Raw genomic sequence first — 14,429 nt, 5'->3', positions numbered from 1 at the left:
CCGTCCATCGCCGCCTGCAGCGCGCAGATCGGGTCGATCTCGGTGATGATCACCCGGGCGCCCTGGCCGCGCAGCGACTCCGCGCAGCCCTTGCCGACGTCGCCGTAACCGCACACGACCGCGGTCTTGCCGCCGATCAGCACGTCCGTGGCCCGGTTGATGCCGTCCACCAGCGAGTGCCGGCAGCCGTACTTGTTGTCGAACTTCGACTTCGTCACCGCGTCGTTGACGTTGATCGCCGGGAAGAGGAGGACCCCGTCGCGCTGCATCTCGTACAGGCGGTGGACGCCGGTGGTGGTCTCCTCGGTGACGCCGCGGATCTCGGAGGCCAGCTGGGTCCACTTCTGGGGGTTCTCGCCCAGGGTGCGGGTGAGCAGCTGGAGGATGACCCGGTGCTCGTCGGACTCGGCGGTGTCGGGCGAGGGGACCTTGCCGTCCTTCTCGTACTCGACGCCCTTGTGGACCAGCAGGGTGGCGTCACCACCGTCGTCCAGGATCATGTTCGGGCCGCCGGTCGCGGCGTCCGGCCAGGTCAGCGCCTGCTCCGTGCACCACCAGTACTCCTCCAGCGTCTCCCCCTTCCACGCGAACACCGGAATCCCCTTCGGGTCCTCCGCGGTGCCCTGCGGACCCACGGCGATCGCCGCGGCCGCGTGGTCCTGGGTGGAGAAGATGTTGCACGACGCCCAGCGGACCCGGGCGCCCAGCGCCACCAGCGTCTCGATCAGCACCGCCGTCTGCACCGTCATGTGCAGGGAACCCGTGATCCGGGCACCCTTCAGCGGCTGCCGCTCGGCATACTCCTCACGGATCGCCATCAGACCCGGCATCTCGTGCTCGGCGAGGGTGATCTCCTTGCGGCCGAACTCGGCCAGGGACAGGTCGGCGACCTTGAAGTCCTGTCGGTTCTCGACAGTCGTCATTACGGGCTGCTCCTCGGGTTCGGGTCGAGGTGGTTACGGCTGACCTGCGCGGCGGCGGACACAGGGGTGCCCAAGGAGGACACAGGCATGCCCGCGTACGCGCAGCGCAGTCCGTCGGAGGCCCTCTCTCCCTCGGACGGTTCGTCGCCGAACCGCCCGACCGCCATCAGCAGCGACGTCTGGCTCCGTCCCAAGCTACACCGGTGGGCCCCGTGGCCCCCAGTCCGTTCCCGAACTGATCCGGCCGTTCGGGAACGACGACGGGGCCCGCCGGTGCTTCGGCGGGCCCCGTCGTGGTGGCCGGTCGGGCCCCGGGGTGGTGGTGGCCGGTCGGGCTCAGTGCCCGCCGGTGTGCGGCGTCGGACCGCCCGGGGTCGCCTCCGGGTCCGGCCCGCGGGCCGCCTCGGCCTCGCTGTAGACGTCCGGTTCGAGGTAGATCACCCGGGCGATGGGAACGGCGCCGCGGATGCGTGCCTCGGCGGCGTCGATGGCGGCGGCGACCTCGGCGGCGGTGTCGTCGTGCCGGACGGCGATCTTGGCGGCGACGAGCAGCTCCTCGGGGCCGAGGTGGAGCGTGCGCATGTGGATGATGCGGGTGACGGTGTCGCCGTCGACCGCGGCTTCCTCGATCCGCTGGACCACGTCGGCGCCGGCGGCCTCGCCGAGCAGCAGCGACTTGGTCTCGGCGGCCAGCACGAGGGCGATCAGGACGAGCAGGACACCGATGCAGACGGTGCCGATGCCGTCCCAGACGCCGTCGTCGGTGAGCAGTGACAGCCCGACACCGCCGAGGGCGAGGACGAGGCCGATCAGCGCGCCGAAGTCCTCCAGGAGGACGACGGGGAGTTCGGGCGCCTTGGCGCGGCGGACGAACTGTGTCCAGGACAGCCCGCCGCGCAGTTCGTTGGACTCCTTGATGGCCGTGCGGAAGGAGAAGCCCTCGGCGCAGACCGCGAAGACCAGGACGGCCACCGGCCAGTACCAGTTCTCCAGCGGGTGCGGGTGGCTGATCTTCTCGTAGCCCTCGTAGATGGCGAACATGCCGCCGACGGAGAACAGGACGATGGAGACCAGGAAGGCGTAGATGTAGCGTTCACGGCCGTAGCCGAAGGGGTGCTGGGGGGTCGCCGCGCGCTGGGCCTTCTTGCCGCCGACCAGCAGCAGGAACTGGTTGCCCGAGTCGGCGAGCGAGTGCACGCCTTCGGCGAGCATCGACGACGAGCCGCTGAAGGCGAAGGCCACGAACTTCGATACCGCGATCGCGAGGTTGGCGCCGAGTGCCGCCACGATCGCCCTGGTGCCGCCTGACGCGCTCATGTGTTCGCGTTGTCCCTTCGCCTTCGTGCGTACGTGTCCGTCCACGCGCGTACCCGTGCCGCACGCATCCGACCCGGCTTCGGCCCTTTGCCCGCCCTTTGCCGGTGGGTCATTGTTGCAGCCCGGTCCGGCGGCGGTGCGTCAGGTCTCCGTGAGCTCCGCCGCGGACCGGGCCGGGATCCGGTCGGCGGCGGATCGGTTCACCGCGGGGCCGGCGTGGTGGGCCCGTGCGACGACCGGGAACGGCCGGACGGGGTCAGACGACGACCGTGGCCCGGAAGACCGTGCCGGCGCCGGACACTTCGGCGGTCTCGCCGGCCGGGACGAACACGGACTGCCCCGGGGACAGCTCGTGTTCGCCCGCCCGGACGGAGCCGGCCGTGCAGAGCAGGATCTGCGGGGTGCCGAGCGTGAGGTCGTGGGCGGCGGCGCCTTCGGGGAGGACGTAGCGGGACAGTCGGAACTCGTCGATGGGGGTCTCGTAGACCTCCTCGCCGTCCGGGCCGGCCTCCGGGCGCAGCACGCCGGGGTCGCCGGCCTCGAAGCGTACGACGCGCAGGAGTTCGGGGACGTCGACGTGCTTGGGCGTCAGGCCGCAGCGCAGGACGTTGTCGGAGTTGGCCATGATCTCCACGCCGAGGCCGTCGAGGTAGGCGTGCGGTATGCCGGCGCCGAGGAACAGCGCCTCGCCGGGTTGCAGGCGGACGTGGTTGAGGAGCATCGCGGCCAGCACGCCGGGATCGCCCGGGTAGTGGTGGGCGATCCCGGCGTAGGGGGCGTGCTCGCCGCCGAGGCGGGCGCAGGCGGCCGCGGCCTCGGCGACGGTGCGGGCCGTCTCCTCGCGGTCGGCGGTGAGGATCGCGGTGAGGACCTCACGCAGGGCGGCGTCCTCGGGGTTGGCGCGCAGCAGGTCGACGTAGGGCTCGAGGGCGTCCACGCCGAGGGCGGCGAGCAGGTCGGCGGCCTCGCCGGGGGCGCGGAAGCCGCACAGCCCCTCGAACTCGGTGAGTGCGCAGATCAGTTCGGGCTTGTGATTGGCGTCCTTGTAGTTCCGGTACGGGGCGTCGACGGGGACTCCCCGGGCCTCCTCGTCGGCGTAACCCTCCTCGGCCTGAGAGGGGTTGGGGTGGACCTGGAGGGAGAGCGGGGCACCGGCGGCGAGGATCTTGAGCAGGAAGGGCAGGTGCGGGCCGAACTTCGCGACCGTCTCGGCGCCCAGTTCCCGCTCCGGGGCGGCGTCGATGACCTCGACGAGCGTGCCGCGCGCGGTGCGCGAGGGCGCGCCCGGGTGGGCGCCCATCCACATCTCCGCCTGCGGTTCGCCGCCGGGTTGGACGCCGAGCAGCTTCGGTATCGCGGTGGTGGAGCCCCAGGCGTAGGGGCGGACGGTGTTGACGAGGCGGTCCATGCGCTTCTCTCCGAGGTTCTTGCCGGGCGTCCGTACGCGGCCCGGGTGCGGACGGTCCGCGTCGGGGTGCGGTGTTCGGCGCCCGGGTACGGCGGTGGGCAGTCCCGCACGACGGCGGGCGGGACTGCGGGGTTCGGCGCCCGGTACCGCGCTCGGCGTCCGGTACGGCCGTGCGGGTCCCCCGCGGTCAGGGGCCCGTACGGCCGGGGAGCCGCGTACGGACGACCGGGATGCCGGTACGGCCGTGACGCGCTCGGTGTGCCCGTACGGCCGTGGCGCGGTCGGGGTGCCGAGGACAGATCAGGCGCCGGAGGCGAGCGCCAGGTAAACGGCGGTGAAATCGGTGAGGGCGATCAGTTCCGCGAGGGTCTCGATCTCGCCGCCGGGCTCCGGCTCCAGCTCGCTGATCGCCGTGTCGTGGCTGAGCGCCAGGTCGCGGGCGGCCGGGGCGGCGGTGAGGCCGCCGAGCGGACGGTCGCGGAGCAGCACCACGCGCGCGTGCAGGGCGGGTGTCTCCTCGACGCGGTCGCGGAAGAAGTCGTCCGGGTCCGCGCTGGCGGCCAGCCGGCCGGCCAGCAGGGCGCCGTGCGCGGCGAGCGCTTCGGGGAGTTCGGCGACGGCCGCGGGGATGCCGGACAGCTCGGCGAGCACGGCGCCGAACCGACGGCCGGCGGGGCCCGCCGATTCGCCCTCGGTCCAGATCACCGGCAGCGCGTCGGCGAGTTCGGCGGCGAGGGTCTTGGCCGGGTTGTTGTACGTGGCGATGGCCGGACCGCAGCGTTCGGCGACCCGGTCCAGCCGGTCGGCCGCCGCCTCCAGGGCGTCGGGCGGCGCGGTGAGCAGCCCGATCCGGTCCAGCAGGGCCAGCAGTGGGGTGAGCAGTGCCCACAGCACGCCGGGGGCTGATCCGGCGAGGGGTTCGTCGTGGTCGTAGGGGGCCGTCGCCATGGGGATGAACATGCCGTGCGCGCCCTCGACGGCCTCGGCGAGCGGGGTGCCGGCCGGAGCGACGGCGACGACCGTGCAGCCGCGGCGGTACGCCTGGTCGGCCAGCAGGCCGAGGCTCGGCTCGGTGCCGTCGGGGGTGGTGATCAGCAGCAGGTCCACGGAGCCGGCCCAGCCGGGCAGTTCCCAGCGCAGCGCGCCGGCGGCGGAGGCGACGCCGGTGGGGGCCAGCCGCGTGACGGGGCTGCCGGCGCCGGCGAGGGTGCCGAGCAGGTCGGCGGCGTGGGTGGCGGCGGCGCCCGGGCCGGCGATCAGGACGGCTCGGGGTCGGCCGTCCGGTTTGAGGTCGGCCACGCCGGCCTCGGCGGCGTTCCGGGCGGCGGTGCGTACGCGGGCGCCGGCCTCGGCGGCACCGCGGAGCAGTCCGCGGCGGTCGGCGTCGGCGAGCGCCTCCGGGTCGTCGAGCAGCGATTCGTCGAGCATGGGCGGCAGCCTCCGATCGGGCTCCGTGCGCCGGGGCCTCGGGACGTCCGGTCGTCGGGACGGCGAAACGGCGGGACGGCGGCGCCGGTTCGCCGGCCGTCGGTCGTGCGGGGCGGCGGCGTCAGTGCGCCGGGCCGTCGGTCATGCGGGGCGGCGGGCCTCGTCGACGAGCAGGACCGGGATGCCGTCGCGGACGGGGTAGGCGAGACCGCAGTCCTGGCCGGTGCAGACCAGCTCGGCGTCGCGCTCCTCCAGGGGAGAGTGGCAGGCCGGGCAGGCGAGGATCTCCAGGAGGCCGGCTTCGAGCGGCATGAGGTTTCCCTTCGGGGCGCGGGGGCGCGTGTGCGGTTGTACGGACGTGCCTGGTCAGGGTACCGCCGGTGAGCGCCCCGTGGCGGGGTCGGGCCGGAGCCGGACGCCGCCGGGTCCGGACGGTCCGCCGCGGACGCCATCGGGTCTGGGGGTCCGCCGCGAACGTCCACTGTGGACGCCGCCAGGTCAGGGCGGTCGGGCCGGGCGGGCCGGGCGGTCAGCGGAGCCGGACGCCGCCGGGTCCGGGTGGTTCGCCGCGGACGACGACGGCCCAGGTGGTCCGCTGTGGTCCGGGGCCGCGGGACCCGGCGGTCGGTCGGGGGCGGTCAGCCTCGGATGATCGCCAGGGCCTCGTCGCGCACCTTGGCCATCGTCGCCTCGTCGCGGGCCTCCGCGTTCAGCCGGAGCAGCGGTTCGGTGTTGGACGGCCGGACGTTGAACCACCAGTCGGCGGCGGTCACGGTGAGACCGTCGAGTTCGTCGAGGGTGACGTCCGCGCGGCCGGCGTAGGCGGTCCTGACGGCGGCGAGGCGGGCCGTCTGGTCGGCGACCGTGGAGTTGATCTCGCCGGAACCCCGGTAGCGGTCGTACCGCGCCACCAGGGCAGACAGGGGGGCGTCCTGGCCGCCCAGGGCCGCCAGGACGTGCAGGGCGGCAAGCATGCCGGTGTCGGCGTTCCAGAAGTCCTTGAAGTAGTAGTGCGCGGAGTGCTCGCCGCCGAAGATCGCGCCGGATCTGGCCATCTCGGCCTTGATGAACGAGTGGCCCACCCGGGTGCGCACCGGGGTGCCGCCGTTCTCCTTGACCACCTCGGGGACCGACCAGGAGGTGATGAGGTTGTGGATGATCGCGCCGCGGCCGCCGTGCCGGGCCAGTTCGCGGGCGGCGACCAGCGCGGTGATCGCGGACGGGGAGACCGGCTCGCCGCGTTCGTCGACGACGAAGCAGCGGTCGGCGTCGCCGTCGAAGGCGAGGCCGAGGTCGGCCTCCTCCTCGCGGACCCGCTTCCGCAGGTCGACGAGATTGGCCGGATCCAGCGGGTTGGCCTCGTGGTTGGGGAAGGTGCCGTCCAGTTCGAAGTACATGGGGACGAGTTCGACGGGCAGGCCGGCGAGGACCGCGGGGACGGTGTGCCCGCCCATGCCGTTGCCCGCGTCGACGACGACCTTCAGCCGCGGGGGGCACGCTTCATCGTCCCCGCGGGAGCGGTGGTGGGAGGCGGGCGGGCGGATGGAGGTCACGTCGACGAGGGAGCGCAGGTGCGCCGCGTAGTCCGCCAGCGTGTCGCGCCGCGTGACGGTTCCCGTCCGCTCGGCCGGGTCCGGGGCGCCCGAGTCGAGCCACTTCTCGACCAGTTCGCGGATCTCGGCCAGCCCGGTGTCCTGGCCGACGGGGGCCGCGCCCGCGCGGCACAGCTTGATGCCGTTGTACCGCGCCGGGTTGTGGGAGGCCGTGAACATCGCGCCGGGCAGGTCCAGCGCGCCCGAGGCGTAGTACAGCTGGTCCGTCGAGCAGAGACCGATCTCGGTGACGTCGGCGCCGCGCCGGGTCGCGCCGTGCGCGAAGGCGCCGGCCAGCCCCGGTGAGGAGGGCCGCATGTCGTGTCCGACGACGACGGCGCTCGCACCGGTCACCTGGACGAAGGCGGCCCCGAAGAGTTCGGCCAGCGACTCGTCCCACTGGTCCGGGACCACGCCGCGCACGTCGTACGCCTTCACGATCTGCGACAGATCAGCAGTCACGGCCAACCCTTCTCAAGTGCCAATCGGTCACCACAAACTACCCGTTCCGGTCGACGGCGCCGACGCACGAACACGGTGGGGGCGGCTCTGAGGGGAGACGCGGTGAGTCCGACTCTCCTGACAGCGGGCGGTCTTGTCAGTTGTCCGGCGAGCGGAGCACCCGCAGATGGCCGCGCCGGGCGACCTCCATCGGGTCCGCGCCGCGCGCTCCGCCGCCACCGGCCTCGGCCGCGCGCTGCTGGGGCCGGGCCGCCTCGCGCACCGCGTTGGCGAGCGCTTCCAGGTCGTCTCCGCTGGGGCGGGCGGGGGCCGAGCCGTCGAGGAGCCGGACGACCTCCCAGCCGCGCGGGGCGGTGAGGCGCTCGGAGTGCTCGGCGCACAGGTCGTAGCAGTGGGGTTCGGCGTAGGTGGCGAGCGGGCCGAGGACCGCGGTCGAGTCGGCATAGACGTACGTCAGCGTCGCTACGGCGGGACGGCCGCAAGCGGTGCGCGAACAGCGACGTACAGGGCTCACGACGTTGGACGGTACCGCACTCTTGAGCGGGCCGCGACGACTCTCCACCAGGTCACTCCCCCGTGTCGTGCTGTGAAACACCCCACACACCCACTCTGACATACCTTTCTGACCTGCGCAGACGGCCTGTCACGAGATCTCGGACACCCCTTGCCCGGGTTACGAACAGGTCCAAACACCGCATTCACCTCAAGATCGACGCTCGCGGAGAGATGCGGAATCGAAGCCGAGCTTGGCCGGAATCGATATCGCGCGGTCCCGGGAAGGACGTCGGTCGATCCGAGGATCCGCTTCGGCCGATCCGGGGACCCGCTTCCGCCGACTCAGGGACCCGCTTCCGCCGCAGCCCGGGGACCCGCTTCCGCCGCGCCTCCCGGAACCGGCGTCCGGCACCTTGCGGGGCCGGCCCCGCCCGCCCCGGGGTCCGGGGCGGGCGACCCGCCGGGAGGGGGGGGAACGGCCGGTGGACTTCCGGCGGGCGGGGCACGGTCGCACGGGCGGCGCGGTGGCCGGGATGCCTCGCGAAGCCCGGCGCGGGCAGGCGGCGAGGACTACCCTTCAGCAGTGATGGACAACCGTGTACCGCCCCGTGCCGCCGGCCCCGGGCCACGACGACGTGATCGCCACGGCCGGGGCATGCGCGGCCCGATCGCACCGCCCCAGGTGCCGCTCGCCGCGAGCCGCGCCGAGGCGTTCGCGGATCTGGTGCAGGACTCCGTGGACCGGCTGGAGCGGCGGTGGCCGCAACTGGCCGACATCGACTTCGTCGTGCTGGAGGTGCCGCGGCTGGACGGGCCGGCGCAGCCCTGGAGCGACGAGCCGGTGCCGCTCGGGGGCACGGTGGCCGCCCAGGACGGGCGCCGGGGGCAGGTGATCGTGTACCGCAGGCCGGTGGAGATCCGCAGCAAGGGCCGCGAGGAGCGGGCCGCCCTGGTGCACGAGATCGTCGTCGAGCAGGTGGCCGAGCTGCTGGGGCTGACGCCGGAGACGGTCGACCCGCGGTACGGGGAGGACTGAGCCGGGCCGCGTCCACGGGCGGCCGCCGGGCACCCCCCTGCATGCGACCGCCGAGGGCACCCGTGCGAACACGGCTTTGCCAGGTCGCCTCCCAGGGGGCGACCACGCGGGACGAGCCGCCGCGCGGGGCGAGTGGCGCGCGGGGCGAGTGGCGCGCGGGGCGAGTGGCGCGCGGGGCGAGTGGCGCGCGGGGCGAGTGGCGCGCGGGAGGAGGCGCGGGCGTCCCCAGTGCGGCCGAGCGACGACCGGCACCCGGTGAGGCCCCCGGGCGCACCGCTGGGACGGCCCGGGGCGGACCGGCCGGTCCGTCGCCGGCGACCGGTCACGGGCCCCGGCCCGGTATCCGGATCCGGTGGGCGGCGCCCGCTCACGGTCACGGCCTCTGCAGCACCGAGACGTCCTCGTCCGCCCGCGGCACGGACACCGTTCCCCGGTCGTCCGGCAGGATCTGGACGGTGAAGCCGGGAACGCCCTCCTCCGTCGCCGTGAGGGTGCGCGCGCCGTACACCGGGCCGCCGGACAGGCGCTCCACCGTCAGGGCGTACGTGCCCTTCAGGCCGGCCGGCACCGGTGGGGCGATGTCCTGGGTGGTGCCCGCCTTGACCGTGTACGTCTTCGACACCGCCGTTCCGCCCTCGCTGCCCGCCGAGGCGGTGACCTTGACCTGCGCGGTGGCGGTGGGCGCCGTCAGCGAGAGCGTCGAGCCCTTCGCGCTGTTGTCGGCCGACGTCGCCCGCGTCCCGGTGGGGCCGGCCGCCGGGATGAACGCCGTCTCCTGCTTGTCTCCCTTGCCGCGTATCACCTGGAGCGCGGCGACCACGGGCGCGGACCGGGCGGACTGGGTCAGCACCAGTGAGCCCGCCTCCCCGCGCGTGATGTCTCCCAGGTCCACGGCGGTCGTCGTCCCGCCCTTCAGGTGCACGCTCTCGTGACCGGCCGGGGTGATCAGTCCGGACGGCGAGGCCAGCTTCACCTTCAGGTCGGTGTCCGCGTCGGCGGGGGTGAAGGCGATCAGCCGCACGGAGGCGGCGTCCTTGGGGATGCCCGGCAGCACGAGGCTGTCGGCCGGGTCCGCGGCGGCCGCCAGCCAGTCCCCGCCGAGCTTGTTGTCGAGGGCCTGCACCGCCGCTCCGACCCGGCCGCTGCGCACGCTCACGTGCACCGTGAGGTCGTCCCGCGTCGCGTCGGCGAGCGTGGACAGCAGGATGGGCTCGCTGGAGTGCGGCGCGACGGTGATGCCGTCGCCCACCGCCGACTTCACGGCGCCGTCCTTGCCGTAGAGCTCGATGTCGACGACGGCGGCGGAGTCGTCGGGGTTGGTCAGGTGGACGTAGTCGGCGCGGCCCGACGCGGTGCTCGCGCCGGGGAACCAGAACTCGGTGTCCGGTGCGGTGCAGTCCACGCCCAGCAGGCCGCGCCCGGCGCCCGCGGCGACCTCGGTGGTCTGCTGCATGGTCCAGCCGGGAGCGAACCTGCCCTCGGCGGTGCCGATCAGCGCGGGCGTGTCGCCGCCCGAGGTGTCCGCGGTGACCGGCGTGCCGGGCGCCTTGGGCTGGAGTACCGGATCGGCGTCCTTCTTCCCGGCGCCGCCCTTGCCCTTGCCCTTTCCGGGGCCGGTGCCCGATTCCTCGGCGGCGACCCGGAGACGGCCCTTGCCCTCGCTTCCCGTGCCCTGGGTCACGGGGGTGAAGGACGTGTACGAGGTGTCGGCGATCTCCGAGCTGCTCGGCGCCGGGCAGACCAGGGTGGTGCGCTCGACGGGCAGTCGGGCGGCGGCCCCGGCCGGTCCGGCGCCCGCCGCGTCGGAGGTGTCCAGCGCGGCGAATCCGGTGACGGCGGCGAGCGCCGCCACGCCGGCGATCAGGGACAGGGTCGTGCGGTTCACTGCTGGCTCCCGTCGGGGCGCTCACTGCCGATGCCGTGCGGGTGGTGCTGTGCCGGGTCGTACGGCTGGTCGTCGTACCCCTGCTGATATGTCTGGCCGTAGGGCGCGGCCGGCGTCTGGTCGCCGTACGCGTACGGGTCGTACTGGCCGCCCTGGTAGTGATCGGTCCCGCCGCCCCGGTACGCGCCGTCGTCGTACACGCCGTCGCCGTACGTGCCCGCCGGGTACTGCTGGGCCTGGGCGGTCGGGTACGGCTCGCCGCCGTAGGAGTCGTACTCGCCCGCCGGTCCCGCGGCCGCTCCTGCCGCGGCTCCGGCGTAGGCGGTGGTGTCCCACTCGCCGTAGGAGTGCTGGTGCGGTACCCCGACAGGGGCCTCCGCCGCGGGAGGGGACGCGTCGTCCGGGCCCGTCGGCGGCAGCTCCTGACCGGGTTCTGCGGCCTCCGTCCGGGCGCGCAGCCTGCGGGCCCGGCGACCCTCCGCGGCGTCGGCCGCCGCGGGTGCCGGCTGCTCCTCGGGCAGGTCGTCGTCGACGTCACGGCGCCGGCCGGGCAGGGCGAGGACGACGAGGACGACGGCGAGGGCACCCTGGGCCCACAGCCAGGCGGTGTGGCCGATGGGGTCGTCGAAGCCGACGTCGAGCTTGCCGCCGGAGGCGGGCAGCCGGAAGCCCTGGGCCCAGCCGTCCACCGTCGTGCGCGGGAGCGGCTTGCCGTCGAGGGTGGCCGTCCAGCCCGGGTCGGCGGCGTCGGCGAGGCGCAGCACGCGCCCTTCGGCGCTGGCCGGGATCGTGGTGTGGATGCCGACGGGTCCGGCGGCGACGGGCTGGGCGGGGGCGGTCGAACCCGAGCCCGAACCGGAGCCCGCGGCGGACACGATGGCGGCGCGCGAGACCTCCTGGTCCACGCGCCACAGGGCGCTGCCGTCCTGCTGGCTGAGCCGGGACAGGCCGGGTGTGGCGTCCAGGACGCGGCTGATCTCGCGGGGCGCGCCCTTGTGGACGAGGACGTAGCGCACGGCGAAGCCGCCGAGCTGGCCCGCCTGGTCGGCGCCGGAACCGGCGACCAGGTTGGCGACGACCTTGTCGAGCCGGCTGTTCCCGCCGGCCGCGGCGGCCAGTTCGCCGTCGCCCATGCGCACGCCCGAGCCGCGGACGAGCATGTAGCCGACGTGCGCGGCGGAGTCGCTGTCGAGGACCAGGGTGCGGGCCTGGTCGCGGGTGGTGCTCTCCTCGGCGACGAACGCGGGCACCTGTACGGGGTCGCGCCGCTCCAGCGGGCCGTCCGCGCCGCCGATCATCCAGCCGGCGGCGACGAGCAGCGGGCCCGCGGCCGAGGCGAAGGCGATCAGCGCGGCGACGGGCTGGCGCCAGCCGAAGCTCTGCTCGGCCACTCGGGCGCGTGCTCCGTCGGCGCCCAGCATCGCGGCGGCCAGGAGGGCGAGGCCGTAGACCAGGGTGGCGGGGCCGGCCCAGGTGGAGCGGTTGGACAGGACCGCGAGGACGAGCGCCACCAGGGCGGCCGCCCAGGCCGCCCGGACCCCGAACTGACGCTGCGAGCGCAGCAGCGCGGCCAGTGCGGCCAGGACGATGCCGACGAGCATCAGCCCGTGCACCGTGCCGGGGCCGCCCGGGCCGGCGCCGAGCAGGTCGAGTGCGGAGGCGGTCGAGGAGCCGTACTCCAGTCCGGCCTCCGTGAAGAAGCCGAACGGCAGCAGCGACAGCGACCAGGGGGCGAGGATCACCAGCGGGGTGGCCAACTGGGCCAGGAACCGCAGTCCGTGGGCCACGATGTCGCCCCGCCGGACGGCCAGCACGCCGATGCCGAGGACGAGCGCGATGGGCCACACCACGGGCGTGAAGGCGGTGGTGACGGTCAGCAGGAGGGCGTACGCCCAGGTGGCGCGCCAACTGCCCCGGGAGCGGGTCGGACTTGCCAGGCCGCTCGCCGAGACGCCCGCGCGGGCGATGAGCGGCAGCAGCACGGCCAGCACGGCGGTGCCGATCCGGCCGCCGGCCAGCGCTCCGGTGGTGGCGGGCAGGAAGGCGTAGGCGATGGCCGCCCAGGCGCGCAGCAGGCGCGAGGGGACGAGCGGACGGGAGGCGAAGTACGCGCTGAACCCGGCCAGCGGGACCGAGCCGACCAGCAGGACGGTGACCGCGAGGCCGGTCGAGCCGAACAGCAGGGAGGCCAGCATGGCCACGATCGCCAGGTACGGCGGCGCGGCCGGGGTGCCGCCGGCGCCGACCGGGTGCCAGGAGTCGAGGTAGCGCGACCAGAGGTCGGCGGAGTCGGCCGGGGCGGGCAGCAGGGCGCCGCCGGCGAGCGCGCCGCCGCCGAGCAGACCCCGGCAGGCGACCAGGGAGACCAGCAGCAGCACCAGGAAGAGCACCGGGCCGGGTTTGCGGGCGATGCGCTTGAGACGGGCGAACTGCTCGATCTCCAGGAAGTCGGCGTCGTCGCCGCCGGGCCCGGACTCCACGGCGCCGCCGTGTCGGCCCGCCGAGGAGACCTCGGGGTCGGAGCTGCCGACGACGTTGCCCGCGACCTGTTCGACGGTGGCCCGGACGGTGGCGCCCGGCGGCGGGAACAGGGCCCGCAGCTCGCCCTTGTCGATCCGCGGTCTGCCGCGTCTGCGCCGTCCGGCGACGATCCGCTCCGGTCGCAGCAGTGTGCCCACCAGGCCGCGGATCTCGTCGACGGCCTGCCCGGGGACTTTGCCGACGAGGTAGGCGACGGTGCGCAGCAGCGTGCCGAGGACCAGGCGGAGCAGCACCCAGGGCAGCAGGGCGGTACGGGTGTTGACGAGCAGGGTGTAGACGGCGCCGGCCTTGTCGACCTTGTGCGGGGACGCGGTGGTGCGGCCGGCGCAGTCGACGGTGCGGCGCTCGCGCGAGGCTGCCTCGGCGTGTCGTACGACGGCCTCGGGGGCGACCAGGACGCGGTGGCCGGCGGCGTGGGCGCGCCAGCACAGGTCGACGTCGTCGCGCATCAGGGGCAGCCGGCGGTCGAACCCGCCGAGCTGCTCGAAGACGTCACGGCGGATCAGCATTCCGGCGGTGGACACCGACAGCACCGGCCGTACGTGGTCGTGCTGGCCCTGGTCCTGCTCGCGGCGGTCCAGGCCGGTCCAACGGCGGCCGGAGTGGGCGATGCTGACGCCCACTTCGAGGAGTTGCCGGCGGTCGTACCAGCCGCGCAGCTTGGGGCCGACGACCGCGACGTCCTCGCGGCCGAGCTCGTACTCGTTGTCGACGACGCGCAACAGCTCGGCCAGGGCCTCCGGTTCGGGGGCGCAGTCGTCGTGCAGCAGCCACAGCCACTGCACCGGTTCCCCGTGGGGGAGGTCGGGCAGGTCGTAGGCGTCGTCGCGCCAGGTGCGCGTGACGGGGTCCCAGCCGCTGGGGCGCTTGAGGTAGGGCAGTTCGTCCGGGGTGAGGTACGGGGCGGTGCGGGCGGCCTCCTCGACGGCCTGGCCGAAGCCGGTGCGCCGGGCGAGGTGCAGCACGCGGTCGGCGCCGAGCGCGTCGGTGAGCACCTGGGCGGAGGTGTCCGCGCTGCCGGTGTCGGCCGCCACGGCGTACTGCGCGGGGCGCTCCTGGCCGAGCAGGCCGGCGAGCGCCTCGGGCAGCCAGCGGGCGCCGTCGTGGGCGACGAGGACGGCGGTGACCACGTGCCGCGGGTACGCGGGCACGCCGGTCGGATCGGACTGCGTCGCGCGCTCGGGCACGGCGGGCGCCGCTGCGGTGACGTCGTGGTGGGCTGCCGTATGGCTGTGCACGGACATCGAGATACACGGCCCCGGTTCGGTGGACTGCGGTGGACGCCTGTGCTCCCCGGGAGCAGCGGGGCGTCTCGGACGAGCGACCACACTACTGGCTGGCC

At 74.6% G+C, this 14,429-nt stretch carries 10 protein-coding genes; 1 reads left to right on the top strand and 9 read right to left on the bottom strand.

Translation table 11 applies throughout. From position 1 onward, the window contains the following. The 7 genes from ACF061_RS15170 to ACF061_RS15140 form a co-directional block, all read right to left on the bottom strand. Window positions 1-923: adenosylhomocysteinase (locus ACF061_RS15170; protein ID WP_392267314.1), on the bottom strand; the 923-nt coding region annotated here is incomplete at its 3' end. A gap of 336 nt (window positions 924-1,259) precedes the next feature. Beyond that, window positions 1,260-2,240 (bottom strand): cation diffusion facilitator family transporter, encoded by a 981-nt coding sequence (locus ACF061_RS15165; protein ID WP_392267313.1) that lies wholly within the window; start codon window positions 2,238-2,240, stop codon window positions 1,260-1,262. 256 nt (window positions 2,241-2,496) lie between these two features. Continuing rightward, window positions 2,497-3,648 (bottom strand): mannose-6-phosphate isomerase, class I, encoded by a 1,152-nt coding sequence (gene manA / locus ACF061_RS15160; protein ID WP_392267312.1) that lies wholly within the window; start codon window positions 3,646-3,648, stop codon window positions 2,497-2,499. 300 nt (window positions 3,649-3,948) lie between these two features. Continuing rightward, window positions 3,949-5,076, bottom strand: a complete 1,128-nt coding sequence (locus ACF061_RS15155; protein WP_392267311.1) for an SIS domain-containing protein — start codon at window positions 5,074-5,076, stop codon at window positions 3,949-3,951. A 141-nt stretch (window positions 5,077-5,217) separates the two neighbouring features. After that, the gene (locus ACF061_RS15150) at window positions 5,218-5,388 is read right to left on the bottom strand and encodes a Trm112 family protein (RefSeq protein ID WP_392267310.1); all 171 of its coding nucleotides are present in this window, start codon (window positions 5,386-5,388) and stop codon (window positions 5,218-5,220) included. 326 nt (window positions 5,389-5,714) lie between these two features. Next, window positions 5,715-7,130 (bottom strand): phosphomannomutase/phosphoglucomutase, encoded by a 1,416-nt coding sequence (locus tag ACF061_RS15145; RefSeq protein ID WP_392267309.1) that lies wholly within the window; start codon window positions 7,128-7,130, stop codon window positions 5,715-5,717. Between the two features lie 136 nt (window positions 7,131-7,266). Further along, window positions 7,267-7,692 carry a DUF3499 domain-containing protein gene (locus ACF061_RS15140; RefSeq protein WP_392267308.1) on the bottom strand — a complete coding sequence of 142 codons (426 nt, stop codon included), beginning with the start codon at window positions 7,690-7,692 and terminating at the stop codon, window positions 7,267-7,269. Between the two features lie 519 nt (window positions 7,693-8,211). Here ACF061_RS15140 and ACF061_RS15135 point away from each other — a divergent pair. Further along, window positions 8,212-8,661, top strand: coding sequence for a metallopeptidase family protein (locus ACF061_RS15135; RefSeq protein ID WP_392267334.1), 450 nt, complete (start codon window positions 8,212-8,214; stop codon window positions 8,659-8,661). A 373-nt stretch (window positions 8,662-9,034) separates the two neighbouring features. On the opposite strand, the gene ACF061_RS15130 is transcribed toward ACF061_RS15135, so the two are convergent. Both ACF061_RS15130 and ACF061_RS15125 read right to left on the bottom strand, forming a co-directional pair. Beyond that, window positions 9,035-10,546: a DUF5719 family protein gene (locus tag ACF061_RS15130; RefSeq protein WP_392267307.1), complete on the bottom strand. Its 1,512-nt coding sequence runs from the start codon at window positions 10,544-10,546 to the stop codon at window positions 9,035-9,037. Continuing rightward, complete coding sequence (locus tag ACF061_RS15125; RefSeq protein WP_392267306.1) at window positions 10,543-14,331, bottom strand: glycosyltransferase; 3,789 nt, start codon at window positions 14,329-14,331, stop codon at window positions 10,543-10,545. Before ACF061_RS15125 ends, ACF061_RS15130 begins: the two co-directional genes overlap by 4 nt. Window positions 14,332-14,429: the final 98 nt, after the last annotated feature.

Source organism: Streptomyces sp. NPDC015220 (genome assembly GCF_043079345.1).
In the GTDB taxonomy this organism is placed as follows: domain Bacteria; phylum Actinomycetota; class Actinomycetes; order Streptomycetales; family Streptomycetaceae; genus Streptomyces.
The sequence above is the reverse complement of the archived record's forward strand: the minus strand, read 5'-3'. Positions and strand labels throughout refer to the sequence as shown.

Bases quoted from the DNA above. Each gene is read 5' to 3' on its own strand.
- manA (WP_392267312.1), bottom strand. From the start codon at position 3,648: ATGGACCGCCTCGTCAACACCGTCCGCCCCTACGCCTGGGGCTCCACC.
- ACF061_RS15165 (WP_392267313.1), bottom strand. From the start codon at position 2,240: ATGAGCGCGTCAGGCGGCACCAGGGCGATCGTGGCGGCACTCGGCGCC.
- ACF061_RS15150 (WP_392267310.1), bottom strand. From the start codon at position 5,388: ATGCCGCTCGAAGCCGGCCTCCTGGAGATCCTCGCCTGCCCGGCCTGC.
- ACF061_RS15155 (WP_392267311.1), bottom strand. From the start codon at position 5,076: ATGCTCGACGAATCGCTGCTCGACGACCCGGAGGCGCTCGCCGACGCC.
- ACF061_RS15125 (WP_392267306.1), bottom strand. From the start codon at position 14,331: ATGTCCGTGCACAGCCATACGGCAGCCCACCACGACGTCACCGCAGCG.
- ACF061_RS15135 (WP_392267334.1), top strand. From the start codon at position 8,212: ATGGACAACCGTGTACCGCCCCGTGCCGCCGGCCCCGGGCCACGACGA.